Origin of the sequence: Salsuginibacillus halophilus, assembly GCF_003014715.1 — a bacterium.
In the GTDB taxonomy this organism is placed as follows: domain Bacteria; phylum Bacillota; class Bacilli; order Bacillales; family Marinococcaceae; genus Salsuginibacillus; species Salsuginibacillus halophilus.
Window position 1 is genome coordinate 146936 of sequence record NZ_PYAV01000007.1, and the last position, 26720, is coordinate 173655.

Annotated in this window: 28 protein-coding genes; 9 read left to right on the plus strand and 19 right to left on the minus strand. The window is 44.4% G+C overall.

Translation table 11 applies throughout. From position 1 onward, the window contains the following. Window positions 1–380: 380 nt before the first annotated feature. Complete coding sequence (locus tag B0H94_RS08235) at window positions 381–2528, minus strand: transglycosylase domain-containing protein (protein WP_106588791.1); 2148 nt, start codon at window positions 2526–2528, stop codon at window positions 381–383. 157 nt (window positions 2529–2685) lie between these two features. Between B0H94_RS08235 and B0H94_RS08240 the strand changes: the two genes are divergently transcribed. Beyond that, the gene (locus B0H94_RS08240) at window positions 2686–3210 is read left to right on the plus strand and encodes an antibiotic biosynthesis monooxygenase family protein (RefSeq protein ID WP_181315322.1); all 525 of its coding nucleotides are present in this window, start codon (window positions 2686–2688) and stop codon (window positions 3208–3210) included. Window positions 3211–3270: 60 nt separating this feature from the next. Here B0H94_RS08240 and B0H94_RS08245 read toward each other — a convergent pair whose 3' ends face one another. Together B0H94_RS08245 and liaF are read right to left on the minus strand one after the other, a co-directional pair. After that, window positions 3271–4428: an FAD-dependent oxidoreductase gene (locus tag B0H94_RS08245; protein WP_181315323.1), complete on the minus strand. Its 1158-nt coding sequence runs from the start codon at window positions 4426–4428 to the stop codon at window positions 3271–3273. A 4-nt stretch (window positions 4429–4432) separates the two neighbouring features. Next, window positions 4433–5191, minus strand: a complete 759-nt coding sequence (gene liaF, locus B0H94_RS08250; protein WP_106588793.1) for a cell wall-active antibiotics response protein LiaF — start codon at window positions 5189–5191, stop codon at window positions 4433–4435. Between the two features lie 197 nt (window positions 5192–5388). On the opposite strand from liaF, the gene B0H94_RS08255 reads away from it, so the two are divergent. After that, on the plus strand, window positions 5389–6570 hold the full coding sequence (locus B0H94_RS08255; protein WP_106588794.1) for a M20 metallopeptidase family protein: 1182 nt from the start codon (window positions 5389–5391) through the stop codon (window positions 6568–6570). Window positions 6571–6652: 82 nt separating this feature from the next. On the opposite strand, the gene katG is transcribed toward B0H94_RS08255, so the two are convergent. The 5 genes from katG to B0H94_RS08280 form a co-directional block, all read right to left on the minus strand. Then, a complete protein-coding gene (gene katG, locus B0H94_RS08260; protein ID WP_106588795.1) occupies window positions 6653–8872 on the minus strand; it encodes a catalase/peroxidase HPI in 2220 nt (739 codons plus the stop codon). A gap of 517 nt (window positions 8873–9389) precedes the next feature. Beyond that, window positions 9390–10163, minus strand: coding sequence for an EcsC family protein (locus tag B0H94_RS08265; RefSeq protein ID WP_106588796.1), 774 nt, complete (start codon window positions 10161–10163; stop codon window positions 9390–9392). A 15-nt stretch (window positions 10164–10178) separates the two neighbouring features. Beyond that, window positions 10179–11396, minus strand: a complete 1218-nt coding sequence (locus B0H94_RS08270) for an ABC transporter permease (RefSeq protein ID WP_106588797.1) — start codon at window positions 11394–11396, stop codon at window positions 10179–10181. Beyond that, window positions 11393–12136 carry an ABC transporter ATP-binding protein gene (locus B0H94_RS08275; RefSeq protein WP_106588798.1) on the minus strand — a complete coding sequence of 248 codons (744 nt, stop codon included), beginning with the start codon at window positions 12134–12136 and terminating at the stop codon, window positions 11393–11395. The genes B0H94_RS08270 and B0H94_RS08275 overlap by 4 nt, the downstream gene beginning before the upstream one ends. A gap of 51 nt (window positions 12137–12187) precedes the next feature. Next, window positions 12188–12667 carry a PCYCGC motif-containing (lipo)protein gene (locus B0H94_RS08280; protein ID WP_106588799.1) on the minus strand — a complete coding sequence of 160 codons (480 nt, stop codon included), beginning with the start codon at window positions 12665–12667 and terminating at the stop codon, window positions 12188–12190. A 138-nt stretch (window positions 12668–12805) separates the two neighbouring features. On the opposite strand from B0H94_RS08280, the gene B0H94_RS08285 reads away from it, so the two are divergent. The 5 genes from B0H94_RS08285 (at window position 12806) to B0H94_RS08305 (ending at window position 16954) form a co-directional block, all read left to right on the plus strand. Further along, complete coding sequence (locus B0H94_RS08285; protein WP_106588800.1) at window positions 12806–13246, plus strand: HIT family protein; 441 nt, start codon at window positions 12806–12808, stop codon at window positions 13244–13246. Between the two features lie 162 nt (window positions 13247–13408). Further along, entirely contained in the window at window positions 13409–14491 is a 1083-nt protein-coding gene (serC, locus tag B0H94_RS08290) for a 3-phosphoserine/phosphohydroxythreonine transaminase (RefSeq protein ID WP_106588801.1), read from the plus strand. Window positions 14492–14652: 161 nt separating this feature from the next. After that, window positions 14653–14991 (plus strand): YtxH domain-containing protein, encoded by a 339-nt coding sequence (locus tag B0H94_RS08295; protein WP_106588802.1) that lies wholly within the window; start codon window positions 14653–14655, stop codon window positions 14989–14991. A gap of 26 nt (window positions 14992–15017) precedes the next feature. After that, window positions 15018–15575, plus strand: a complete 558-nt coding sequence (locus B0H94_RS08300; protein WP_106588803.1) for an HTH-type transcriptional regulator Hpr — start codon at window positions 15018–15020, stop codon at window positions 15573–15575. A gap of 827 nt (window positions 15576–16402) precedes the next feature. After that, entirely contained in the window at window positions 16403–16954 is a 552-nt protein-coding gene (locus B0H94_RS08305) for a DUF3267 domain-containing protein (protein WP_106588804.1), read from the plus strand. A gap of 19 nt (window positions 16955–16973) precedes the next feature. Here B0H94_RS08305 and B0H94_RS08310 read toward each other — a convergent pair whose 3' ends face one another. Then, window positions 16974–17552, minus strand: coding sequence for a YpmS family protein (locus B0H94_RS08310; RefSeq protein ID WP_106588805.1), 579 nt, complete (start codon window positions 17550–17552; stop codon window positions 16974–16976). Window positions 17553–17676: 124 nt separating this feature from the next. On the opposite strand from B0H94_RS08310, the gene B0H94_RS15380 reads away from it, so the two are divergent. Beyond that, complete coding sequence (locus B0H94_RS15380) at window positions 17677–17859, plus strand: hypothetical protein (protein ID WP_106588806.1); 183 nt, start codon at window positions 17677–17679, stop codon at window positions 17857–17859. An 83-nt stretch (window positions 17860–17942) separates the two neighbouring features. On the opposite strand, the gene B0H94_RS08320 is transcribed toward B0H94_RS15380, so the two are convergent. After that, window positions 17943–18035, minus strand: a complete 93-nt coding sequence (locus B0H94_RS08320; RefSeq protein ID WP_106588807.1) for a YjcZ family sporulation protein — start codon at window positions 18033–18035, stop codon at window positions 17943–17945. A 34-nt stretch (window positions 18036–18069) separates the two neighbouring features. Continuing rightward, a complete protein-coding gene (locus tag B0H94_RS08325; protein ID WP_106588808.1) occupies window positions 18070–18156 on the minus strand; it encodes a YjcZ family sporulation protein in 87 nt (28 codons plus the stop codon). A 150-nt stretch (window positions 18157–18306) separates the two neighbouring features. Here B0H94_RS08325 and B0H94_RS08330 point away from each other — a divergent pair, with 150 nt between their 5' ends. Further along, complete coding sequence (locus tag B0H94_RS08330; RefSeq protein ID WP_106588809.1) at window positions 18307–19215, plus strand: peptidylprolyl isomerase; 909 nt, start codon at window positions 18307–18309, stop codon at window positions 19213–19215. A 55-nt stretch (window positions 19216–19270) separates the two neighbouring features. Here B0H94_RS08330 and B0H94_RS08335 read toward each other — a convergent pair whose 3' ends face one another. From B0H94_RS08335 to B0H94_RS08370, 8 genes are all read right to left on the minus strand, one after another. After that, a complete protein-coding gene (locus tag B0H94_RS08335; RefSeq protein ID WP_106588810.1) occupies window positions 19271–19540 on the minus strand; it encodes a sporulation YhaL family protein in 270 nt (89 codons plus the stop codon). A gap of 62 nt (window positions 19541–19602) precedes the next feature. Beyond that, window positions 19603–20568 (minus strand): 3'-5' exoribonuclease YhaM, encoded by a 966-nt coding sequence (yhaM, locus tag B0H94_RS08340; protein WP_106588811.1) that lies wholly within the window; start codon window positions 20566–20568, stop codon window positions 19603–19605. Between the two features lie 515 nt (window positions 20569–21083). Further along, on the minus strand, window positions 21084–21278 hold the full coding sequence (locus tag B0H94_RS08345) for a hypothetical protein (RefSeq protein WP_106588812.1): 195 nt from the start codon (window positions 21276–21278) through the stop codon (window positions 21084–21086). A gap of 140 nt (window positions 21279–21418) precedes the next feature. Then, window positions 21419–22786, minus strand: coding sequence for a sensor histidine kinase (locus B0H94_RS08350; protein ID WP_106588813.1), 1368 nt, complete (start codon window positions 22784–22786; stop codon window positions 21419–21421). After that, complete coding sequence (locus B0H94_RS08355) at window positions 22783–23466, minus strand: response regulator transcription factor (RefSeq protein ID WP_106588814.1); 684 nt, start codon at window positions 23464–23466, stop codon at window positions 22783–22785. The genes B0H94_RS08350 and B0H94_RS08355 overlap by 4 nt, the downstream gene beginning before the upstream one ends. Window positions 23467–23741: 275 nt before the next feature. Next, window positions 23742–24335, minus strand: coding sequence for a hypothetical protein (locus B0H94_RS15170; protein ID WP_181315324.1), 594 nt, complete (start codon window positions 24333–24335; stop codon window positions 23742–23744). A 68-nt stretch (window positions 24336–24403) separates the two neighbouring features. Beyond that, entirely contained in the window at window positions 24404–25687 is a 1284-nt protein-coding gene (locus B0H94_RS08365; protein ID WP_106588815.1) for an ABC transporter permease, read from the minus strand. Next, window positions 25680–26579, minus strand: a complete 900-nt coding sequence (locus B0H94_RS08370; RefSeq protein ID WP_106588816.1) for an ABC transporter ATP-binding protein — start codon at window positions 26577–26579, stop codon at window positions 25680–25682. Before B0H94_RS08370 ends, B0H94_RS08365 begins: the two co-directional genes overlap by 8 nt. Between the last annotated feature and the right edge of the window lie 141 nt (window positions 26580–26720).

The following is a 26720-nucleotide window of genomic DNA, read 5'->3' on the forward strand; positions in this document are numbered from 1 at the left end:
TTGACATCGCTTTTCGGCGGACGCTTGCCTCGGGTACAGCCTCAACTTCCTCCACAGAAAATCGTTGCCTGCGGGATTTTCGGGTTGTACTGTTCCCGTAGGCGTCGCCGCCGATGCTCGTCCACCTGTTGGACACCACTGAAAAGAGCAGGGGGTGTCCCCCTAATAAATGGTTTTCTCATCAGGAAGCTAAGGTGCTGCCCAGAAACAGAAAACACAATGATCACAAGCGTAAGCGCATAGCAAATTGATGTTTTTTGCCAATACTTAACCGAAGGGAGTCGGCGTAGCTGTGAGCAGTAAGCTGTACTTAAAATATTAGGTTCAGTACTTTGTCGAAAGCCTGTGATTTTGTCCACAATCTGGATTCAAACCTCTTTTTAGAACAAGCCAAGTTCCACACGAGCCACGTTCGACGGCGGCCCTTCTTCTTCTGTCTGCGGATTAACTGGTACGACCATGTATTCCTTTAAAGAAAACAAGTTAACACCGTTCACCCGGTATTCTGAGGCGCCTTCAATCGTAGCAATCTTTTCTGACTGCCCGCCGCTGACTTCGTATAACTCATAATTCATCCGTTCGTCTCCAGCTTCGTCCCACGTCAAATCTACATTAAACAAACCTTCTCCTTGAAAAGAAAACGTTGCCTGCAAATCGTTTACCGTGCCCATATCAATCGGCGGCTCGAGTGCTGTTGCACCTTCCGGCGGTTGAAATGCTGCAGCATCAGAGCTAGGCTGTTCATCATTTAAAATTTCTTTAAAGAGTTCGGCAGCGTATGAACTTCCACCTTCTAAATGCTCTTCTTCTGATGTCCGGTCAAACCCCATCCAAAGTACACCGGTATATTCCGGGGTGTAACCTGCAAACCATGCGTCCATTGCTACCCCTTCTGCTTCACCAAAAGAGGTTGTTCCCGTTTTTCCAGCCAAAGCGTGATTGCTTTGACCTGCACTCCCGGTACCTTCTTGTACAACATCCTGCATCATTTCTGTCATGTACCACGCGCTTTGTGTAGAAAGCACTTGTTCTGTGTCATGATCACCGACGCTCTCAAGCTCTGCTATTTGATCACCATCTGCTTCAATCTGATCAATAAATCGTGTTTTCTGCAAGGTTCCATGATTAGAAAAGACTGAATATGCTTCTGCCATTTCCACCGGTGTAAAGCCTTCACTTAAGGCGCCAAGTGCCGCTTCAAGACCTGCCTCTTCAATCGGCATTCCTAAGCTGTCCATAAATTCATGACTTAAACCTAGTCCCATTTCATTTAACAACCAGATCGCTGAGGTGTTTTTTGAGACAGCTACAGCTTCACGCATCGTTACTTCCCCTTCATAAACATCATCGTGATTACGCGGCGCATAGTCATCATACTCAAGCCGCTCATCTTTTAACTGACTGTACGGATGATACATTCCGGTCTCAAGAGCCGGGGCATAAACAGCTAAAGGCTTTAAGATCGACCCTGGCTGCCGGTGAACCTGAGCCCGGTTTAACCCTTGTGATTCATAGTTGCGCCCGCCTTGTACAGCCTGTACACCTCCTGTCGAATGGTCCATCAATACAAAAGCCCCTTGAATCGTTTCTGCATTTCCCGGGAAATAGCTGTCATTTTGAAACTTTTCATACGAAGAAATCTGCAGCTCCGTATTCATAGGAACTTGTACTTGATAGCCCCCTGTCCGAAGTTCAGTGCGGGTTAAACCGTAGCGGTCTTCCGCTTCTTCATACACCATATCTAAATAAGGCAGAAGTGCAGCATTCGTAGAGTTGGTTTCCACACTTTCAGGTACCGGCTCACGCTCAGCAGCTTCAAATGTGTCTTCATCAATAAATTCGTGCTGCAGCATTAAGCCGAGCGCCAGGTTCCGTCGTTGTTCAGCACGCTCAGGGTCTCTTGCAGGAGAATACAAATTCGGACCTTTAGGTAAAGCCGCGAGCAAGGCAGCTTCAGCTTCATTCAGTGCTGAGACATCTTTTTGAAAGTAACGCTCAGAAGCCACTTGTACACCATGTGCGCCGTGGCCAAAATAAATTTGATTCATGTACATTTCTAAAAGTTCAGCTTTGCTGTAATTGCGCTCCATATGCATCGCAATTAAGACTTCTTTTGTTTTACGTAAAAACGTCTGGTCGTGACTTAAAAACGCATTCTTTGCCAACTGCTGCGTAATTGTACTTCCACCTTCTGCAAGTTCCCCGGCTAAAATATCTCGATACAATGCCCGGCCGATCGCACGCAGGTCAATACCTTGATGCTCATAAAAACGAACATCCTCTACCGCAATAAATGCATCCTGGACATGCGGCGGCACCTCGCTGATCTCTACAGGTTTACGTTCTTCCTCTGCAATTTCAGCAACAGTTTCTCCAGAAGGATCAACAACTTCAGTCACTTCATTCATTTCAAGTTGTTCTTCATCAAATAATAAACTTCCGGCCACAAGTACTGTGGCATATGTGCCTATTGCGACAACAAGAGCCGTTAAAAGTGCAAGTAAGCTGTAAAACAGCGTTTTATTCATCGTTATATCACCTAATGATGTGGAAGCTCCACGTTTATGGCAACATTATAATATATCAGCGTGAAAACTCAACCGACAGAAAGCAGGATATTTTCTTTTTACTTCTGTCTGCATCATAATTAGTATTATGTAAATCTGCAATGAAAGGAAGATCAGCATGTACTTTCATATGTTATTTCACCGAACAGAAAAGCTTAAAAATGTGTATGAAACAGAAATCAGTAAGAACACAGCACTGTTTTGGCTGAACAATCATGAACAATCCGGCTTATTTGCCGAAGCAAGCTCTCCTGAAGGATTTTCAGACAGCGCCTTATACGAAGTCATTGATGCCAGTGGCCCTATACCGGAGACAGGATTTGCGGTTTTAAATAACATTCCAGTTTTTGAGGACGGACGAGAAACATTTGAAGAGCGTTTTAAAAACCGGGCCGGTCTTATTGAAAAAGAACCTGGTTTTAAAGCGATCCGGATTTTACGGCCGGTTCATACCGACACATATATTGTTTTAACACTTTGGAACGATGAAACAGCCTATCATAATTGGCAGGAATCAAGCGCCTACAAACATGCCCATGCAAAACGTAATACAAGCGAAGGTTTAAGCTTATCAATTTTCCCACGCCCTTCTTACGTCACAACATACAACGTAGCAATGCACCCTCCAGAACTTGAACGTTAATTTAAAGACATGAAAAAAGCAGACCTCCGCTGTTTGGACGTCTGCTTTTTTGCGCATGTTTTAATTAGAAAAGCGCAGCAAATCTGTGACATTTTTTCCAGTCTGGAACGCGCTAAGAGCAGAGCCTGTGCCGGAAGCGGCAACATGAACAGCACGTCTGTCATTCACCAACATTGGACGTTCGTGTAAACAGCCATCATCACGCATCACTTTCGTACGAACAACCGGAGCAAGCGGAATTAAATCGTTACGTGTAAGGTCAGGTAGGAAGCGGCGTAGACGTTTTAAAAATTGGTCTTCTTGATCCGTTATCATTGATACAGACATAGCACCTGCTGCTTTCTTTCCTGCATGTATGAGCGCTGTCTTACTCTCCGGCCCTCGAACCGCCTGAGCGTATGCTGGATTTTTAGGGAGAACACAAGGTCCGCAGATAAAACTCCCATCAAAACTTTTCATGAACTGAACAGACAAAAATAATTCATGATCCTCTGGAACAGCGGTTAAGCTATGGTTAAGCAAGTCTGCTTTTTCCGGATTCACTTTATAATACGTTCCTTGAAAAGCAACCGGGCTGCTATCGGTGTGCACTTGTCCGGATTTCATCATTTGAAAACTTTCCATTCCTGTATGCTGTAAAAACCATTCGCCCTTTAAGTCTTCATGCTTGGTTTCAACGTGTACACTATCCCCGGTTTGCTCCCAATGTACAACAGGTGTTTCAAACCGGACATCAACCCCCGCTGCCTGTACATCGCTTAAGAGCGTATCATACAATCGCTGCGGATCAATCCAGGACGCTTCTTGAATTTCAACAGCTGCAAGAAGTGCTGCGTAAGGCTCTGTTTCAGCTGCTTCTTTTCCAGTCACCCACCTCACATGCCAACCAGCGTCTTTTGCTTTATGAAACCAACCCTGCAGTTTTTCATAGTCTTCAACTGTACGAGCGCCGTACCATTCTGGTTCTTCATGTACCGGAAGCTGGCGCGCTTTCATGTAAGCTTTTACGCTCGTTTCAGCCTCACGCATCCAAGCGTAAGTCACTGGCTCATCTAAATAAAAAAACGCCTCATGCAAGCGCTCCGGCAGCATGTAACGCTTAGATCGGCGCGCATCTTTCTCTAATAAAGTTATCGAAACATCCGGATGCTTTCCTTTCAACGTATAAGCTGCAGCAAGACCTGTAAGACCTGCACCTGCAGCAATGATATTCGTCATGACATCACCCTCCATTTCCTTTTAAACGCCGCACTGTAATATCTCCAGCCCATCGATCAACAGTTACATTTAAACAACCGTGTGGCTGCTCAGTTTTTTGTTTTGATGCTGCTACGATATTTGCCTGTAACCCTGTCTCTTTCTGCTGAAGCACATTTAATGCACCAAACCCTGACTTTGCCCGGACTTCACATGAAAGTGTTGAAGGAAGGATCACTTCCACACCTCCAAAGCCGCCGGCAACTGAAATGTAAGCCGCTTTTGAAGCAAATGTAGCCTGGGACAAATCTAAATAAACAGAACCTGCCCCGTTTTTCACATGAACATCACCTAAAATATCACCGCTCACCTCATAAACAATATGACCAAGTGCGACCTGTTTCTCATATATGAATACCTCTTCTCCTGTTAATGCCCCTGCACCTGCAAGGCTGGCAGATGCACCGTTGTTTTCTTTCAAGGCTGAAACATGCTCGTCCAAGTCAACGGTTTTATGCTGAATGAAAGCATAAAGCACCCAAGCGAAAGCTGTAACCAACATGATAAATCCCCATATAGGAGGTGGGAGTAGAACTACGGTAACAGGAAGGAGAACTGCTGCGATAAGAAAGCGCCCAAAACGAACTGAAAACCAGCGGTGAATAAACCAAACCAGCACCCCAGCCGAAACAATAATAATACCTTGCAGTACGTGTTTCACACTGAATGTATCATGAAACAAAAACAAGAAGCCAAAGAAGAGCAGTACAGCAGTAAATTTCAAGATATCTCCCTCCCCACCGCATAAGGTACGCAAGCCTTTTCAATATCCGCTAAAGTGCTTAATTATTATTTTACTTACCCTTCTAATGAAATATGAAACTATGCTGCCTCTTTTAGAAATGCAAGCTCTATTCTATTGTGGTAAAATTAACAAATCATTTAAGAGAGAAAAATACGAATCGAAAGGAGTTTCTACAGTTGCACACCCAACTCAATGAACGATTAAATGAATACTACCAAAAAATGGTAGATATCCGCCGCTATCTTCATCAACACCCAGAGCTCTCCTTTGAAGAGGTTCACACCCCGGCCTATATTCGTGACTTTCACGAAAAACTCGGTCTTGAGGTGAATGAAAATGTAGGCAGCCGCGGCGTTACTGCAATCCTTCACGGCAGCCACCCAGGCCCTACAATCGCTTTGCGGGCTGATTTTGATGCACTCCCGATTCACGATGAAAAAGAAGTTTCTTACCGGTCCACCATTGACGGCAAAATGCATGCCTGCGGCCATGACGGGCATACCGCCACACTGCTCGTTTTAGCGGAACAATTACATGCCATGAAAGATGAACTGCACGGCTCGGTGAAATTTATTCACCAGCATGCTGAAGAGTATGCGCCAGGTGGTGCGATCGAAATGATTCAAGATGGGTGCCTAGAAGGTGTCGATGCAATTTTTGGCACACACTTATGGGCAACTGCGCCTACAGGCATTATACAAACGAAGAGTGGCCCTTTTATGGCTGCTTCTGATCGGTTTGAAGTTACGATTCAAGGGCAAGGCGGCCACGGTGCAATGCCGCATCTCACAAAAGATGCTGTTCTCATCGGCTCGCAGCTTGTTGTTAACTTGCAGTCGATCATCAGTCGGATGGTTGATCCGCAAAAATCCGGCGTCGTCTCTGTTGGTAACTTTACAGCTGAGAACACCTTTAATGTTATTGCAGATCAAGCTTATCTACTCGGTACAGCTCGCAGCTTTGATGAAGAAACCCGTACAACGATTGAAAATGCGATTCAAGAAACAGCTGAGCACACATGCCGCATGAGTGGTGCCGAAGCCAAGGTTTCATATGTACGCGGTTATCCTGCGGTTGTTAACCACGAAAAAGAAACCGAGACCGCAGCAGCAGCTGCTGCAAAAGTACCTGAAGTTCATGCTGTTGAAGCGCGTGAGCCGGTCATGGGCGGCGAAGATTTTGCGCATTATCTTGAAAACATCCCGGGTACTTTCTTTTTCACAGGTGCGCAACACCCGGACTGGGAAACGACGTATCCGCACCATCACCCTAAATTTGATATTGATGAAAAAGCAATGCTCATTGCCGCAAAAACCCTCGGTCAATCTGTACTTGATTATATGGATGACTATAGGTGAAAATTTAAAGAAGCCTGCAGGACGAATTGTCCTGCAGGCTTCTTTATGAGGTCTTACTCTTTTTGAGTTTTGTAGACCTGCTTTATTGTGCGTTTGCTTCCTGGCTTGTGAAACCAGTCCACTGCAGATCAAAGCGGTCAGCATCCATCACTTTCACCCATGCATCGATGAAGTCATGCACAAACTTGTCTTTCTTGTCGTCTTGTGCATAAACTTCAGCCAGCGCACGCAGTACAGAGTTTGAACCGAACACAAGGTCAACACGGCTAGCTGTGCGAACGATGTCACCTGTTTCACGATCGCGGCCGTTATAAGTGAGGCCGTCTACCGCTTCCCATTTCACATTCATATCGAGCAGGTTCACAAAGAAGTCGGTTGAGAGTGTGCCAACACGGTCAGTGAATACACCGTACTCTGTATCACCGTGGTTTGCACCAAGTACACGCATACCACCGATTAGAACTGTCATTTCAGGGGCAGAAAGGTTTAAGAGCTGCGCCTTATCCACAAGCAGTTCTTCAGGGCTTACGCTGTATTCTTTCATCTGGAAGTTACGGAATCCGTCTGCATGAGGCTCAAGATACTCAAAGCCTTCTTCGTCTGTCTGCTCCTGCGTTGCGTCACCGCGTCCAGGAGAGAATGGTACAGTAACTTGTACACCAGCGTTACGCGCTGCCTGCTCAACTGCAGCTGTACCACCAAGAACAATTAAGTCAGCCATGCTGATATTTTTCTCGAGCTCTTTTTGCAAGTCTTCGTAAACCTTCAAAACGCTTTGAAGCAATTCTGGTTCGTTTGCTTCCCAATCTTTCTGTGGTGCAAGGCGGATGCGTGCACCATTTGCGCCACCGCGCTTATCCGATTGACGGAAGGAGCTTGCAGAAGCCCATGCGACTTTCACGAGATCACTGATTGGTACGCCAGTGTCAAGAATCTTCGCTTTCAAGTCTGCAATTTCTTGTTCAGTTAATACATAATCAACGCTTGGTACTGGATCCTGCCAGATAAATTCTTCTTCAGGTACTTCCGGCCCTAGGTAGCGATCACGTGGCCCCATGTCACGGTGAAGAAGCTTAAACCATGCACGAGCGAATGTATCAGCAAACTCCTGCGGGTTTGCATGGAAACGACGAGAGATTTTCTCGTAATCTGGATCCATACGCATGGCCATATCTGCTGTTGTCATCATTGTACGTACACGCTTGGATGGATCTTCAGCATCCGGTGCCATATCTTCTTCTTTTTGATCTACAGCTTCCCACTGATAAGCGCCGGCAGGACTCTTTGTAAGCTCCCACTCGTAGCCAAAGAGTAAATCAAAGTACGTCATATCCCAAGTTGTCGGCGTTGGTGTCCATGCACCTTCAATGCCGCTTGTGATCGTGTCGCTGCCCATCCCGGTGCCATGTGTGCTCAACCAGCCGAGACCTTGTGCTTCGATCGGAGCTGCTTCAGGGTCCTGACCGACATTGTGTGCATCACCTGCACCGTGGGATTTACCAAAGGTATGACCTCCGGCAGTTAATGCAACTGTTTCTTCATCATTCATGCCCATACGCTTAAACGTTTCACGGATGTCACGGGCGCTTCCGAGTGGATCCGGCTCACCGTCTGGACCTTCCGGGTTAACATAAATAAGACCCATTTGTACCGCTGCGAGTGGATCTTCAAGTTCACGATCACCGGAATAACGGTTGTTACCGAGCATTTCTGTTTCAGAGCCCCAGTAAATATCTTCTTCCGGATGCCATACATCTTCACGGCCGGCACCAAAGCCGATCGTTTTACCACCCATGGTTTCAATTGCAACGTTACCTGCAAGAACGAGCAGATCAGCCCAGGAAATTTTGTCACCGTACTTTTGTTTGATCGGGAATAGAAGACGGCGTGCTTTATCAAGGTTGCCGTTGTCTTCCCAGCTGTTTAACGGCGCAAAACGCTGGCTTCCAGAACCGGCACCGCCGCGGCCGTCACCTAAACGGTAAGTACCTGCTGCGTGCCACGACATACGGATAAACAAAGGACCATAGTGTCCAAAGTCTGCCGGCCACCAGTTTTTGCTGTCTGTCATGAGATCACGGAGATCCTGCTTGAGCGCATCATAATCAATCTTTTGGAATTCTTCAGCATAATTAAAATCGTCACCTAGTGGGTTTGTTTTTGTGTCATGCTGGTGAAGAATGTCCAAATTCAAAGAGTTCGGCCACCATTGTTGATCAGTAACACCAGTAACCGTCTTAGAAGTTACTGAACCATGCATAAATGGGCATTTGCCTCCGCTTTGGTTATCGCTAGAATGCATAAATTGTTTCCTCCCCGTTCTTAAGATATTTAGATATTGTGTTTAACAATCATTCAGAAACGAACGATTGATTCAAACATCAACATCTATTCTCACATAATAATAATAATAAATAATGGCTGAAAGATAAAGTGAAAAGCTCGAATTTTTGTAGACTGTCAAAAAATCTACCTGTTTTTTGAAGGTTTCTGCCGGCTCGACGATCCAGCTAAAAGATATGTACAGCACCTTTTCAAGCGATCAAGCGAAGATATATAAGGAAGGAATCTGGTGCATTTAAAAGTTTTAGGGCACTAAAAATAATTAATACCCTTGAAACTTAAAATATAAACGTTAACTTCTACACACTATTAAACTTTAAGTTATATGCGTTGGCATAGGTCGGAGAAGGACCCGGATTCAACCCCTAAAAGCCGTATAACTTTCTCAATTGATTACTACGGAGGCAGATTATTTGAAAAAGCTTTCGAAATCCTCAACATTACAAAAAAGCCGGCAGGTAAATGAACCAGCCGGCTTAAATATTCTCTTTTAACAGCACATATGAGGACACCTTATGTTCATCCTGCAGCCAGCGCAGCCGGTAAGCTTGTTTGGCACTGGCTCCTAAAGCATCGAGCAGCCTGTTATTCGCCCACGCACCAAACACGGCTCCGGCGCCCGGGATCAGCTGCAAAAGTTTTACCACATCGATCGCATCCCGGTATTCTTCTTGAAAAGCTGTCCAGCTCAATGCATCGGACAGCGTCCACTGACTTGGAAAGCGCTGCTTGAGCTGCGGCCAGGCAAGCAAATATTGTAATGCCTGCTGCTGCTGACTTTTCGAGGAAAAAACGGATTGAAAAATATACATCATAAACAGCCGCTCTTCCATTTCATTCGGTTGATAGCCATAACAGACCGCAGCCTGCGAAAGAAACCGCATCTTGATCGACAGTAGTGCCGGAAAATCAACCGCACCGAGAATTAGACCGCCTGCGCCGGTACCTGCACCTTCAGCAGCTGCGATCCGTTTATACTTTTCTAATACATCTTGAAAAGCTTGATCAGCTTCACTAAGAGAGGCCGGACGGATCACAGTCTCTTTATCCAAGAGGCGCTGCGTGCGAAACGTCTGCTCCACCATCATCTTCACACTCGTACCTACCGTTTCATGAAAGCTTTCAGGCAGCAGACGGTTCCATTTCTTTTGCACAGCTTTTGTCCAACCCTTAGGGACAGAGTGGGGTTTTTCAATTTGGCGTGCCCAATATTTAATATCTTCAGCCGCCTGTTGTTCCTCCGGCTCCATGCAGCAACCCCCTCTTCATTTTAATTTCAGCTTTGTATTTAACTGCTGCCGCACATACCAAAGCGTAAAACCGGAACCTGCGAGCAGCCCGAGCGCAAAAGGCAGCCATGCCGTATGAAACACAAATAGCATCACAGCACTTACGACTGTTTGCACGAGTAAAAGCTGTTCAACCAAAGTTAAAAAGCTGCTCCGCTTTAAGCCATGAGGCAGCGGATACAAATCCGGGAGGGCTTTTGTATCGAAATGAAAATACAAAGTTAACAGCTGCTGGCCGGTCATAAAAATAAACAGAAACAGCAGACCGAATGCGAGCCAAACATTTGGTGAAGCATAAATGAACACAGCTGCAGCGGTCGTTAAGCGAATATAAATACCAAAATAGTCCCTCGCCCGTATAAATGCTTTAGCGTACATAAACGTAAAAACGCTTTGACGGCGATACGGTAAACGATCGACCCAACGTGAAATCCACCGCCGCTCTTTCACAGTTCCTTTAATATGCGGGACATCTGTAAACATGTTTGCCATCCGATAGAAGGTTGTTAACAAACGCTCTTCCATTTCGAGTACCTGTTGCCATTTGACCCGGTGTTTACTTAATAATGGTTCGTAGTAAAACTTATATACAAACACCATCGCTGCTAGAACGATCAATGTGAAATAAAGCGGTGCAGCTTGAAAAAGTAAAAAGGTAAAAACAGCATTTACAATTAAACGCAGCCAGACATGCATATCGCGCGTTTTCGTATCCTGCAGCCGGTACTCCGCCCAGCGACACGCACTGTTCCACAATTTTGCCAATGCCAGCAAGGCGACCGTATAAAACCAATAACTCCCGTCAGATGAAATCCGATCGAGAAACAAAGGGCTTAATACAACCATAAGTACAACGATACCTGCCGTTTGAAATGCTGCTGAATATAAAACTGAAGCCCGAAAGTACGAACGCAGCCTCATTTCAAGCGGAAGAAGAAATACCAAATCGCCTTCTTTTAGAAACGTCCGCACCGGGCTGCGTGTCAGTAATAAACTAAATACTGCAGCAAGTATAAACACGACCGGAAATGTCTCCGGCAGCCACTCTAAAAAAGTACTGTAATAGTAACTACCGACAAGCACCAAGATATAAAGCGCAAACATAAAACCACTGTTACCTATTAAGCGCAAATAACGAAATGCGGTGTCCCAAAACGCTTGTACCCGTTCTCCCCATAACTTTTCCGGGCTCATTCTGAACCTTCCTTTGTTACAGCGATATAAATATCATCAAGTGACTGACCCGGCATCCCTGCCTGCTGCTGCAGTTCTTCAAGCGTTCCTTTCATTTTAAGCACCCCGTCGTGCAGAAGAACAAAGCGGTCACAATACTTTTCAGCTGTCGTTAAAATGTGAGTCGACATTAATATACCGGCGCCGTTCGCTTTCATTTCAGTCATCCGGTCGAGCAGCGATTGAATCGCTACCGGGTCCAAGCCGACAAATGGCTCATCTACAACGTAAAGTTCAGGATCAACTAAAAAGGCACACATGATCATCACTTTCTGACGCATCCCTTTCGAAAAATGACTCGGAAACCACCGCTTCATTTTCTCCATCCGGAACGTTTTTAACAATTCCTGTGCCCGGCGCTCAAATACATCTTCATCAATGCCATACGCCATCGCAGCAAGCTGCAGGTGCTCCCATAAATTCAGCTCTTCATACAAAATCGGGGTTTCCGGAATAAACGAAAGCGCCTGTCGATAAGCTTCCGGGTCCTCTACAAATGTACGGCCGTTCAAGGCAATACTCCCTTTCGACGGTTCCATCAAACCAAGTACATGCTTGATTGTCGTGCTCTTGCCGGCACCGTTTAAGCCTATTAAGCCAACAATTTCATTGGTATGTACCGTAAAAGACACGTCATGCAGCACCGGCTTCTGCACAGAATAGCCGCCGGTGATGCCTTCAATATTTAACAACGCACTCATATAAGCGCTCCTTTACGTAATTTTCTACGTTACAAGCTTTTACTTTGCCATTTATTCACTTGAAATTTCCGGTGTCGGTGTTGGTTCCGGATAATCCTCACCGTAATGCGCATCAATCGCCGTTCTAATATCTGCTTTATCTATACCGTCGTTTTTCATCTGTACAGCCGTGTGTGCAATTTCAAGACACACCCCGCACTTCATCCCGTGATCATCCCAAGTCACAGAGCCATCCTCACTTACTTGATGCACAAAGCATTCGTAAACGTCCCGGTGATTGGCAGAATCACCACAACCACAGTAGCAGGGAATATGAGTCAGTAGCTCCTCGTGTTGAACAACTTCTTCGTAAACAGATTCAATATCTTCATGGGTATGTTCTAAAAATCTAGGCAGTTCAGCTGCCTCAGCAGTCGTTTCAATCATGTCAAAACCATGCTCTTTTTGCTCTCCAACATTCGGTATATTGCCAGGTGATGCACATGCCGACAGTGTAATCATCGCTATTAGCAAGATTGATAAGAATTTCATATCGTTAACCTCCTTCTTTTCGTAAATTATTGTATCACAAAACATAATGTACAAACGAAGCACAACTTCCAAATCTGTGCGGTTTCGTCTGTATTTTGTTATGATAAAATTATCAACAAATTAACGGAGGTGTTCGTCGTGGCATTTGATCCAGATTGTATTTTTTGTAAAATTGTTCAAGAAGAAATTCCCGCCGCCAAAGTATATGAAGATGAATACGTGCTTGCTTTTCTTGATATCAGCCAAGTAACAAAAGGCCACACCCTGCTCATCCCGAAAGATCATCAACCGGACATCTTTCATTTAGATTCCGAACTGGCCGCACACCTATTTTCAGTGGCGCCGCGGATTGCCCGAGCGATTGAAGCTGAATTTAAACCACTGGGCATGAATTTATTAAACAATAATGGTGAAGCAGCCGAGCAGTCTGTATTTCATTACCATATGCATTTCATACCGCGCTATGGTGACGGACAAGATGGTTATCAACCGAACTTTCAAAGTGGCCTTGAAGTATCAAATGCTGACCTGCAGGCGATGGCGACTTCCATTCAAAAACAACTTGAAGATGAAGCATAATCGTAAAAAACAACCACAGCAGGTGCCCGCTCCTTTCTTACAGGCGGGCACCTGTTTTCAATAAACCTGAAAAAAGATAGCCCCCTGCCCTTCCTGTCTGTTAGGATAAGTTTATCGCACTAAAACATAACTACGTTAATGAGAAAAAGGAGTTGTCTATCCATGGTACGGGCACACAACTTTAACGCCGGTCCGGCAGCCCTTCCGGATCAAGCTTTAGCTCAAGCAAAAGACGAGCTGATGAATTTCCGTCATACGGAAATGTCCGTGATGGAATTAAGTCACCGCAGCCAAGACTACGAACAAGTTCATCATGCAGCAAAGGATTTACTGCGGGAGTTATTGAACGTTCCTGACACACACGACATTCTACTCCTGCAAGGTGGAGCGAGCCTGCAGTTTCCAATGATTCCAATGAACTTTTTAACAAAAGGACAGCCGAATTATATCCTTACCGGCTCCTGGTCAGAGAAAGCCTTAAAAGAAGCCAAGCTTCTCGCGCATCCATATACCGGTGGCTCCACAAAAGATGAGCAGTACCGCCGCATTCCTCACACAAGTGAGTTGAACTGGTCAAATACTGATGATTATATTCATATCACCTCTAATAACACAATTTACGGCACACAGTGGCAGGACCTGGCACTAGATGCACCTGCGCCTTTAATTGCCGATATGTCCAGTGATATCTTAAGCCGCCCGTTTCCAGTTGAAAACTATCAACTCATTTACGCCGGCGCTCAGAAAAATCTTGGTCCGTCAGGTGTGACCATTGTGATTGCCGAACGTTCAATGTATGAACGTACACCTGAACATACACCAACGTTGCTTCGTTATGATACCCATGCAGATAAAGATTCGCTGTATCATACACCACCTACATTTGCGATTTATATGCTATATCAAGTACTCTCCTGGGTGAAAGAAAACGGCGGTGCCGAAGGAATGGCCAAGCGAAACGATGAGAAAGCAGCCGTTCTTTATGACACCATCGACAACAGCGGCGGCTTTTATACCGGTCACGCGGCAGCCGACAGCCGCTCGCACATGAACGTTACCTTTAACCTGCCTTCAGAAGAACTAAATCAAACGTTCCTTGCCGAGGCTAAAGATGCCGGGTTTATCGGCTTAAACGGTCACCGCTCTGTTGGCGGCTGCCGGGCATCAATTTATAACGCTGTTCCTTTAGAAACTTGTGAAGCACTGCGCAGCTTTATGAAGGACTTTCAAGCAAAACACGGTTAACCCGTATCATTTATGCTTCGCTTTTGTAAGCTACGTAAAAATTGATAGACCCCGCTGCCACAGGTCATAAGAGATGACCTGTGGTTTTTTTATATAAAAAAACGGGGAGATATAGTTTATATACGCTTATATTACAGTTAAGGAAAGGATGTATAACACTTATGGATGTACGTTCTACCTCGCTCGGCGCTGCCGTCGGTCTCTTTGCAAGTACACTTATTACCCTTTTAACGACAAAACGTGCTGGAAGTGAGTGGCGTGAAAAGATTGAAGAATCAGTAAAAAGTGACGAAAATACTGTGCCCCCGGCAAAAGACGATTGGAAATCAGTTACTGAAGAAGGTAAAGAAGCTGTGCGCCATTTTCAAAAAGAGCTGTCAACGACAATTCACCGCTTTCGCGAAGATGTTGAACCAACTTGGAAAGAAATCGGTCTTGAAGCTAATGATCTTCAACAAAAAGTTCGTGAGAATCAAGACACTTTCAAATCACAGTCTTAATTAAACCTTTCATATGGAGGTACTTCATGGATGCTAACAACCCATCAACGAAACAATCGATCATTTTTACACACAAACTTGCTCAATTAAGTAAAGCATTATGGAAAAGCGCTGAAAGGGATTGGCAGGAGTGGCTTCGTCCTTTTGAATTGAATATTAATGAACACCATATTCTATGGATCCTTTATCATTTTAATGGATCTTCTGTGTCGGATCTTGCAAATTTTGGCGTCATGCATGTATCAACTGCCTTTAACTTTTCTAAAAAGCTTGAAGCACGGGGGCTGCTTACATTTTCGAAAAAAGCAGACGATAAACGCAACACTTACGTTTATTTAACACCAGAAGGTAAAGCATTATTTCTCGAATCAATGGCCGCCTTTCAGCCTGAAGCGCATGAGATCTATGAAGGTACCCGTTCAATTTTGGAGGAACAAAGTCGGTTGCCTGAATTTCCTGAGCTGCTTACACTCATCGGTGACATTTACGGTGATTCTTTCATGGAAGCAGTTGAAACTTCCGCTCATGCAATTGAGCAGGACTTTACAGAGCATAACGGACAGCTTGTTCCTCGGAAAAGCTGAATACAGCTTTTGCCCCTCACCTTTTACAAGGTTGAGGGGCCAGGCTGTAGACAAACTTTCAAGAAAAGCGGAGGCTGATGTCGCTTTTCGGCGGACGCTTGCACCCGGAGGGCACAAGTGTGACATCGGTTTGATCTGCGCTAACGCTTGATCTCACCGTGTCTTCTTAGCCCCCGTCACGACCTCAACTTCCTCGGCAGAAAGTCACTGCCTGCGGGATTTTCGGCTCGCGCTGTTCCTGGTGGCGTCGCCGCCGATGCTCGTCAGCCTTGCGTCATTTGATGGTCATGAATTGTAGAGAGCCTTTTGATCAAGCGATATTTAGATGAATCAATTTCATCATGACGCTTCATGAGCGATCAAGTGAACCATATCCAATGGAAATTCTTCATGATCCGTTAACTAATAAGTAACCGAAACAAAAGACGGCGACTCCCAGAGGATCAAGCGCAGGCTGAAGATTCACTTGTTCGATTGGTAATCAAATCGAACAAGTTAGCTGAAGCCAAGCCCTCGGGAAAGCGTCCGTCCGTAGTGTTGGTTACGTTCATGATCCGGTTTTGCCTCTTAATAGGGAAGCCCGCGGCGGTTGAAGCCGTAAGTTGTGTAGTTTGTCTACACGCTGACCCCTCGCCTTTTACAAGGTTGAGGGGCTTTTTTTGTTTAAATACTGATATTAAGTGAGAAGAGTATTCTTCTATGAACACATCCTGTACGTTGCAAAGAAATATCCAAAAATTTTCTCAATAACAATTTTCCTCTTGATTTTTCTCTTCACAAAACGTACAGTACACTAGGAACTATTGACTTCTAAGGGGGTACAGACGATGAACTGCTTGCAATCACTTCAAATGAAACAACGCCGTCATTTTTACCGGACTTTCTTTCTATCCATTTTACTAGGTACCATTACTTTTATTGGTCTGTATCCCTTTTTTACTTTACTGCAGTCTGTTAGTTCCTTTTACCAATTAACATTCTGGCAGTTCACAGCGTTTACCGCTGCTTTATTCCCACTACATGCTATGATCCATCTTGGCGCCTTCTGGCTGTTTAAGTATAAAGTGAAACCTAAAATTATGAAGCGAAAGCGCAAGTTTTATTTTTATTACAAGCATGCCGATCCGGCACCGCGTAACATTTATCTTATGTCGCTTCTTGCACCGTTTGTCTGCTTGTCCGGACCGCTGTTTATCGGTGCAGCTGCCTTCCCTGCCTTAATGCCTTACTTTTTATTCGCAGCAGCTGTGAATACAGGTATCAGCTTTGCTGACCTTCGTTTTGCTTTGTTACTTTTAAAAACGCCGCGTCAAGCTTATATTGAATCCCGCCATAATCACATTGATATATTAACGAAAGAACCATCTTCCGCATCTTAGGAAGATGGTTCTTCATTTATCATGAGCGGGGATAGAGTGACATGTTAATTTCCTCTTCAGTCTCATTTATTTCATCGATAAGTACATAAAAGTCTTCTGTAACATCAAGTTCACGTAAATGTACATAAACTTCCTCTGCCTGTGGCCGGATCGTAACACCTTCAGGCAAATCCGCTTGAGACTGAATAATTTCAAAGGCTTCAGCACCTGGAAGATTAAATGGTCCAAATGAAAACTGCTGCTGATGAAGCACTAAGTTTCCATCCTCCTGCACTTCAGGGGCAAGTACACTACGCAATTCTGCATCCTGCCCGAGGATACTGTACGTGTCAACAAGCTCAACCCCATCCGATGTAAGCCGGATATCAATGTCTTCTTCAGCCCTTGCCAGAAGATCATTGACCTGCGCATAAGAAGCCTGCATATGCAGCACAGCCGATTCTTCTGGTGCAGCAGGTGATTCGGGCTCATCTACACTTGAAACTGTTGGCATCATAAACATCCATGCCCCGATCAACCCTGCAATGATAAGTACATTCATTACAGCTAAAGAGACAAAAGCTGTTTTCCATCGACTTTTTCGTTCATACCTTGGCACATTTCTCTCCCCTTTCTCTCTATACAATTTTATTTTATCATGATTTGCAATCTTTGTTTTTCGCTATCATTTCAGCTTAAGTTTTGATAAAGTATACGTAGAGAGGAAATGGGGGTTTCAAACCATGTTTGTCGTTTTATTTGTGATTTTAAGCGGGCTATATTTATTCATTATTAATTCTATGACTAACACGCTCTGTGTACAGCGCGAAATTTCCGATGAGCGGGTGCCGAAAGTCTTTCGCACCGTGAACATACTCATTATGATTTTACTCACCTCAACTTACGTTAAAGTCCTTTTCACCTAAAGGATCAGCTGGTAAAACGACCAAAGTTAACAAGTTGTATGTAAAAAAGGCAGCTGTGCACAGCTGCCTTTTTTGTTTCGGCTTTAGCACCAAGCTGCCCCAATAATTACGAGCAGAATAAACAATACGACAATTAACGCAAAGCCTGTGCCGTCTTTAGAGTGATAATGTCCCATGAAAGCCCACCTCCTTCTTCACTCTCATCATGTTTTAGCAGTACCAGGACGCACCTACAATAACGAGCAGAATGAAAAGTACGACAATCAGCGCAAAGTTGCCATGGTAACCTTTGGACATAGCGACACCTCCTGCTTCGTAGTTATCCTCAGTCTATGCGCAAAGTTTAAAATGTGTTTGGGCACTGTTGAAATTGAAGGCTTTTCCATTATGAAGCGTTTTATGGTATAGTGAAGGTCTGAAAGATGAACTAAAGGGGATGAAAGCAATATGAGAGCGATGAACCGGTGGACACTGGTGATTGGCGCCGGTGCTTTATTTCTTACCGGCTGTACGGATCAGGAAGAAGAACAAAATGAAGAAACCAGCGAGAATAATGACACAACTGTAGCTGAAGTTGGAGAAGAAATGATTACTGAAGAAGAACTAACCGATGAGTTAAAAGATCGTTATGGCCCGCAAACACTTAACGATATGCTGCAAACAAAGGTTGTACAAAAGCAGGCAGATGAACTCGGTATTACTGACGAAGATGCTGAGGAACTGCTGAATGAGTTTATGGAACAATACAATGCTGACAATGAAGAAGAGCTGCGTTCTATTCTCGAAATGCAGTTTCAAATAACATTTCAATCTGAAGAGCAGTTAATTGAGGAGTTTATAAAGCCGCAACTCGTTATTGACCAGCTTGCTAGCGAAGATGTTGATGTTTCTGAAGATGATAAAGCATCCTATTTTGAAGAAAACGCTGAACAATTTGAAGAAGTTCACGCCCGTCACATTTTAGTTGCTGATGAAGAAACAGCAGAAGAAGTTCTTCAAGAGCTTGAAGACGGTGGTGATTTTGAAGAACTCGCTGAAATTCACTCTGAAGACCCAGGCTCCAATGAAGAAGGCGGCGACCTCGGCTTTTTTAACCGTGGTACAATGGTAGAACCATTTGAAGAAGAAGCATTTACCCTTGAGCCAGGTGAAGTGAGCGAACCAGTTGAAACCGATCACGGTTACCATATCATTGAAGTGCTTGATACCCGCGACAGCTATGAAGATTTTGAAGAAGATATTGAACAGCAACTCGTCCAGGAACAATCAAAATCCTCTGAGGAAATTATCCAAGAGCTGATGGAAGAAACAGACCTTACCATTGATGAAGCTTACGAAGACTGGGTTGAGCTATAACTCTGTATAAAAAGAACAAAAAGCCCGGCGGTTTAATCACCGCCGGGCTTGTTTATTAGCGTTCGTTCATCTGGCGCCGTTCTTTTTCTGCTTCCATACGGCGAATATAAATACGACCTTCTTGTTCAATCCATTGACTGTCTTCCTTTTGCTCCTCTGCACGTGTCCGCAGCCACATCCAACCACTCCCAAGAGCCGCCGCTGCTGCTACATAAACCCATAACGGCTGACCGAGAAATGCATTTGGGGTAAAACGTTGAAATGCCACGAGCAGTACAAATAAAACCACAGATGTACCTAAAAAACGTTTTGTCCGCTTGTCCATTTGATTGTCCTCCTTCACTCAAAACGAACCTTTATCATTACGTTATGAGTGGACAGGACAAGTTATGAATCATCTTCGTTGTCCTCCGGAATAAATGATGGCTTATAAAACTGGCGAAACTCCATTGCTTGTACACGTTCAGAGAACTGTCCCGGAGATACCGGACCTAAAGCTTCTTTCAACATTTCCATCCGGGCATCCACATTATCGATATAATGAAGCAGTTCCGCTTCTTTAACTTGCGGTGCTTTCGGACTTCCCCACTCACCTTTACCGTGGTGACTTAAGATTAAATGCTGCAGCATTAAAGGTTCTTCTCCTTCAATACCTAATTCTTCTGCCGCTTTATCAATTTCTGTAGCCATTAAAGAAATATGACCAATTAACTTACCTTCAAGGGTATAAGCGGTATCAATCGGCCCCGAAAGCTCACGTACTTTTCCTAAGTCATGCAGAATAATTCCTGCGTACAACAAGTCTGCATTCACGTGCGGATAGAGCTTAACAAGCGCATCTCCTAAATCAAGCATGCAATTGACATGGTAAGCAAGCCCGGATAAAAACTCGTGGTGATTTTTTGTGGCTGCCGGTGATGTTAAAAATGCTTCTTGATGTTTTTTGACTAAATGGCGCGTAATGCGCTGCAGTTTTGAGTTTTCAATCGCAAATATGTAAGCGTGAATATTTGCAAGCAGTTCTTCCTGGGTGAGTGGTGCTGATTTTACAAAGTCAGCAACCTGTACGTGATCGTGTTCGTTTGACGGACGAATGCTGCGAACTTTTAACTGCAGCCGGCCTTTAAAATCAACAACTTCTCCTTGTACATAAACAAGCGTACGCGCTTGATACTGCACCTCATCTTCAGGCGTCACACCCCAGAGCTTCGCTTCAATTTCTCCACTTTTATCACTTAACATCACCGTTAAAAACGGTTTATTGTTACTAGCAATGCCGCGCACCGAGGAACGAATGAGTGCATACTGTTCGACACGGTCGCCAACTTGTTTTTTACGGATCCCTTGTTCCATAAACCACCAGCCGTCCTTTCTCATCTATCACTAATTAACTTTACTCCATTCAGTATATCACAGCAGTTCTGTTAACCAACCAGGGTAATACAAGTTTGATGCTCTGTCACTTGGATAAAAAAACAGAACCTCCTATACATGGAGGTTCCCAGACTGTTGACAAAGTACAAAACTTAACATTAACTCACAACTTACTTACTCTGAGCTCCGGGGGCTGTCCTATTGAGAGGATAAAATCGAACAATGAACGTAACCGGAACGAAAGCGGACGCTTTCCCGAGGGCTTGGCTTAAGATCCTCTGGGAGTCGCCATCTTTCGTTTCGGTCACTTTTACAATTACCTTTTGTTTATGGTTCGCTTGATCGTTCAGAAGCATCATGATGAAGCTGATTCATAACGACGCAAGGCTGACGAGCACCGGAGGCGCCTACGCAGAACAACGAGTGAGAAAATCCCGCAGGCTGTGGTTTTCTGCCGAGGGGGTTGAGGACTAAAAAGACACGGTGACTTATGCTCACCCGGTTTCATTGGGATGCGGTTTTTTGCCTCGCTCTTTTTGAAGCATTTTATAAGCTGCAAATCCCATAATCGTCAAACTAACACCTGATAAGATGCCAGCAGCATAAGGCGAGTGATCTTGAATCATAACAGAAGAAACCACGATCAACATCAAACCGACAGTTACAATTGTTAAATAATTTCTTTCCATATGTAAATCTCCTTACCTAGAAAATAATGCTAAATTTATTTTAACACATATCACCTTCCTTTTTCATACAAACCACAACAAAACGTAAGTGTACAAAAACAGCCCGCCTGATTAGCTATATCCAGCGGGCTGCTTTTGCTTTATTCGTCTTTATCTGACACTTCACTAAACGGCAGGTGTACTTGAAACGCAACCCCATGCGGCGTATTTGTCACATGATACGTGCCGTGATGTAATTCAGCAATTCGACTGACAATGGCTAACCCTAGACCAAACTGACCTTTGTTTCCTTTCCGGAATGGGTCGAATAAATGCGGTAGTTCTTCCTCCGGAATGTGGTCCCCGTCATTTTCTACGATAATGACAGCTTCATCATTTTTCTGTTCAATTCTCATTTCAATCGTCGATACTGCATAGCGCATGGCGTTTTCAATGAGATTTTCTAAAAGTACTTGAATATGCTCTACATCACCTGTGAACTCTTGATCTGCACCAGCAATTAAAATTTTCACATCGCTTCGCTGCATACGGAAACGCTCTTCGATTTGATAAGCAATTTCACCAAAACGGATCAACTCTAAGTTAATCGTTTCTTTTTTCAACGTATCAAGCTTTGTAAAGTAAAGCATGTCTCTGACACGGTGTTCCATCCGGTCTGCTTCTGCAAGAATAACATCCATCGTTTTTTCCATATCTTTCTTTGGAAGAATCCCATCTTTAACAGATTGGGCGTACGTTTTCACAACCATAATCGGCGTTTTTAATTCATGTGAGGCATGCTGAATAAACGTTTTCTGCGAACGGTCGTACCGAATTAAGTTTTGCCGCATTTGCTCAAATTGATCAGAAAGCTTACGGAAATCATCGTCACCTTCCCAATGAAATGGCTCTTTCCAGTTTCGCTTTGAAATCTGCTCAAAATGATTACCTAAAAGACGCAGCGGCTGCCGTAAATAACGTTTCAGCCAGATCGCCGGGAGCAGGCTGAGGGCGCCGGCAATAACTAATAAGTAAATGAGCCGTTCCCACAGTCTGTTCACCATTAAATCACGGTAAGTATCCCACATATAAGAGATTTGATAGCCGTCCTCATTGCCATCATCAACATGTGTAATGACATAAAACAATGTAGCACCACTATATGTTAACTCGTAGCGGCCCCGCTCTGTATCTTGATCTACAGCGTTGGCTACCATTTCCCGCAAAACATTATCAGGCACAGGATCGCCTTGCTGCGTACCAAATTGGCCGTCAATTAAAAATAAATGTCCAACTGCCCGTTCTGCTTCCCGACGTTCAATGAAATCAAGTTCTGATTCCGGCACATCGTAAAAATCGCTAAACGGCATGGCAAACCGGGCCTGTTCCTGCTCAATAATCCGGTACGTTTCTTCTGTCAATGTTCCTTTAATCGAAATCGGATAAACAACGACTAATGTCAACCCGACCAAAACAACCAACGCAATAAACGAAAGCCAAATGCGCCGGGTGAGATTCATTCTAATCATGAGGATAGAACTCTGTAACCATAACCGTACAGTGTCTCCAAGTGAATACGAGGCATTTTCTTACGGACGCGGCGGACGACATCATCAACCGCCCGCTCGGAGCCAAAGTAATTTTCGCCCCATACATTTTCAATAATTTCTTCGCGAGATAACGCTTTTCCAACTTGTTCAGTTAAAAGCAGAATTAAATCCATCTCTTTTGTCGTTAAATCAACGATATGGTTTTCATCTTCTGTATCCACTACTGTCCGTGCCTCCGGATCGATTGTGTAGTTATTTAAATCAAAAGCACTTGAGGCCTCTGCTTCTTCAACATAAACTCTTGAAAGCAGCTTTTTCGCACGAATAATCAACTCCTGCGGTAAAAACGGCTTAGCTAAGTAGTCATCACTTCCCATCTCGAGACCGAGTACCCGATCAAGGTCCTGGTCCCGGGCTGAAATAAAGATAACAGGGACTGCCCCTTGTTTCTCACGGATGGTTTTTAAGATTTGATAGCCGTCTGTTCCCGGCAGCATAATATCAAGCACCCACAAGTGTGGTGTATCTTCAACAGCTTTCTGAGCTGATTCTCCGTCAGCAAAGACGCTTACCTCCCATCCTTCTTTTTCCATATACGCTTTCAATACTTCCGAAAGGTTCTCTTCATCTTCAACAAGAAACACTTTATACTCGCTCATATTAACCTTTCCTTTCTTTTTTTGGCTGCTCGTTGCAACCCTCTGTTTATTTGAAATGTATGTTTAATCAATGATTGCTTAACGGTTCTTTGTCTTCTTTATATCACAAATTCACGAATGAAAACAGCAATCTCCAATTTCTTTAGGATCCTGCGACGATTATGGTGAAATTTCGCACCAACATTTGATCTGTTAAAGACATTTCCTTGCACCAGACCATTTGCAGCTTCACACGAGAAAACCGCCCGTAAATATACGGACGGCTGATGAATTAATTACCACCACGGCAGGGCGGATAAAGCTACAAGGGCTGCAAGCGGAAGTACACTGCGGCGCCAGCGGCGAGGACGTGGGCGCGGACGTGGATAATAACCTCCATAACCACCGTAGCCGCCATAACCACCATAGCCTCCGTAGCCGCCGCCATAACCCCACGGTCCAAACCCGCCAAACTGACGCGCATCCATTTCCGGGTTTAAACCGTAACCTTGCATCGGCATCTCTGCACTGCGTGGCTGACTCGGCATATACATCGGCATTTCGTTATTTTGCTCATGCGGATTACCATAGTAATTGTCTTGATGTTGATTAGGATCATACCCCATCATGTGCGGATGCTGATTTCCCCACGGCTGCTGCATGCCCCCGTAGTTCTGCATATTGCCGTGATGCTGCATACCCCCGTAACCCTGCATGTTCTGCTGCATCATCATCTCCTGGTAATCTTCCGGGTCCCATTCAGGAACCATCATATACACGTATTCATCGTCTACTTCTTCAACGATTCCTTGATGCATCTGATGATCATTCGTCTGTGCAACCACCATCTGTCCGATATGCTGCTTACACCAATCCTGCATATTCATCATGTGAATCGCCTACCCCCTTTACATTGCTTATGTTATTCAACAATATTCAAGGGTGTGCACACTTTTTATCAGCGGAGTCGAATCGCCCTTTTGATATCCTTTAAAGCACTCGATTTCCCGTACATTAACACGCCGCCGCGGTACACTCGTGCACCAAGCCAGGCAAAAAACATGATTGTTAGTGCCATCAAAGCAATTGATAAACTTACTTCCCACCACGGAACATCTGTCATGCCAACGCGCAAAAACATAATCATCGGCGTGAAAAACGGAATGAACGACGTAATGGTTACAATTGTTGAATCGGGCGCATTCAAACCAAACATCGCGATAAAAAAGGCCATAATAATAACCATGTTGATCGGTCCATTCGCCTGCCCGACATCTTCAATCCGGCTGATGACCGAACCGAGCATCGCCGACAATGTGGCATACAGCAAAAAGCCGAGCATGAAGAATAAAAAGGCGTAGGCGATTAACAACAAGCTTACCCCTTCATCTTGATTCAAGAGTTGTGCCGGATCCATTACACCGACTGCTTCTTCTTCACCTGATCGGCTTGTTAATAAACTCCCGCCGCCGAGAAGAAAAATGAGAGCGAACTTTGTTAAACCAAGCAGGGCTACACCTGCAATTTTGCCAAACATCTGCTTCTCCGGTGATACGCTTGAAATTAGAATTTCCATGACACGTGAAGATTTCTCTGTCGCAACCTCCATAGATACCATGTTACCGAGAAAGATCACCGAAAAATAAATGACAAATAATAAGATATAAACGAGAAACATCGCCTGGCCCTGCTCTACTTCACTTACCCCTTCATCTGAACCACTGTCGCCAAGTTCGACAGTTTCTAGTGCAACCGGTGCAGTTAAAGCTTCTACTTCTGAGACGTCAAGACCTGCCGACTCTGCACCAAACCGCAGCTGTACATCTGAAAGGATCTGCTGAAGCTGTTCCTGCTGCGGCAAAGAAAGTGAACCTTCTCCCCGCCATTCAGCCTGAAGGGAAGTTTCTTCATGAACTTCAAGATGGAGAAGACCGTCTGCTTCACCAGCTTGGACTTCGGCTTCGAGTGCTTCTTCATCCGCCTCACTCTCTGCACGAGTGACCGCAAATAAAGCGTTCTCACCAGCACGATCTTCAAAAATCTGCGCAGCTTCTTCATCACCGAGCACGAGAACTTCTGTCGTTTCAGGTGCTGTATCACCGCCGTCAAATAATGAAATGATACGGTCCATATTCATAAAAACTAAAATAAATGCAAGCGTAATCAATGTCGTTGTAATAAAAGCTTTAGACTTTAGTTTTGTCATATATGTATGACCCATAACTGTCAAAAACTCACGCATAAGAAGCCCCCACTTTCGCAATAAAAATATCATTTAGCGAAGGGTCTTCCAGTGAAAAACGCCGAACACGGCCGCATCCCTGCAGTGCTTCAAAGATGTGCTCTGCCGTTTCTTCATCCCTGATTTCTAAACGTAGTCCATTCGCTCGCTCTTCAACGGCAAGTACACCGTCCATTGTTTTTATAAACGAGCAATCAAATTCGGCCTCTATAACTAAATATTTGCGGCCGAAATTCTGCTTAATTTCACGAATGTGCCCACCAACAACAGGCTCACCTTTATGAAGAATGCATAAGTGTTCACACATCTCTTCGACATGCTCCATACGATGACTTGAAAAAATAATGGTCGTTCCGTTCTCTTTTAGTTCAACGACAGCTTTTTTTAAGATTTCTACGTTCAAAGGGTCCAAACCACTGAACGGCTCATCGAGAATGAGCAATTCAGGTTCATGCAAAATTGCTGCAATGAGCTGAATTTTTTGCTGATTTCCTTTTGAAAGCTCTTCAACTTTTTGCTGCTCATATGCTTCAGCTTGAAACCGCTCCAACCAGTACCTCATCTTCGGCACAATATCCTTTTTTTTCATCCCGCGCAGCTTACCGAGATAGATTAACTGGTCGGCCACTTTCAGTTTCGGGTAAAGACCGCGCTCCTCAGGTAAATAGCCGACTTTACCGCTCTCTTTATACGTTAACGGTTGGTTATTCCATTCAATAGAGCCACTATTTGGATCAAGTAATCCAATAATCATACGGAATGTCGTTGTTTTACCAGCCCCATTTGCGCCAAGCATCCCAAACATTTCACCTTCTGGTATGGATAAGCTTAAGCCCCGTACAGCTTCTGTACCTCCAAAAGACTTTGTCACTTCGTTAAGGGTTAAAGCCAAGCTAACCACCTCCTACAAATTTCTTATACTATCATAACTTTCATCGTACATGAAATATCACTTTTCCAAAAGACCCCATATTGCTTTTTCTTGTGAAATTTCTTAAAATATAAATATGAATGATCATTCAGTCAAAAGGAG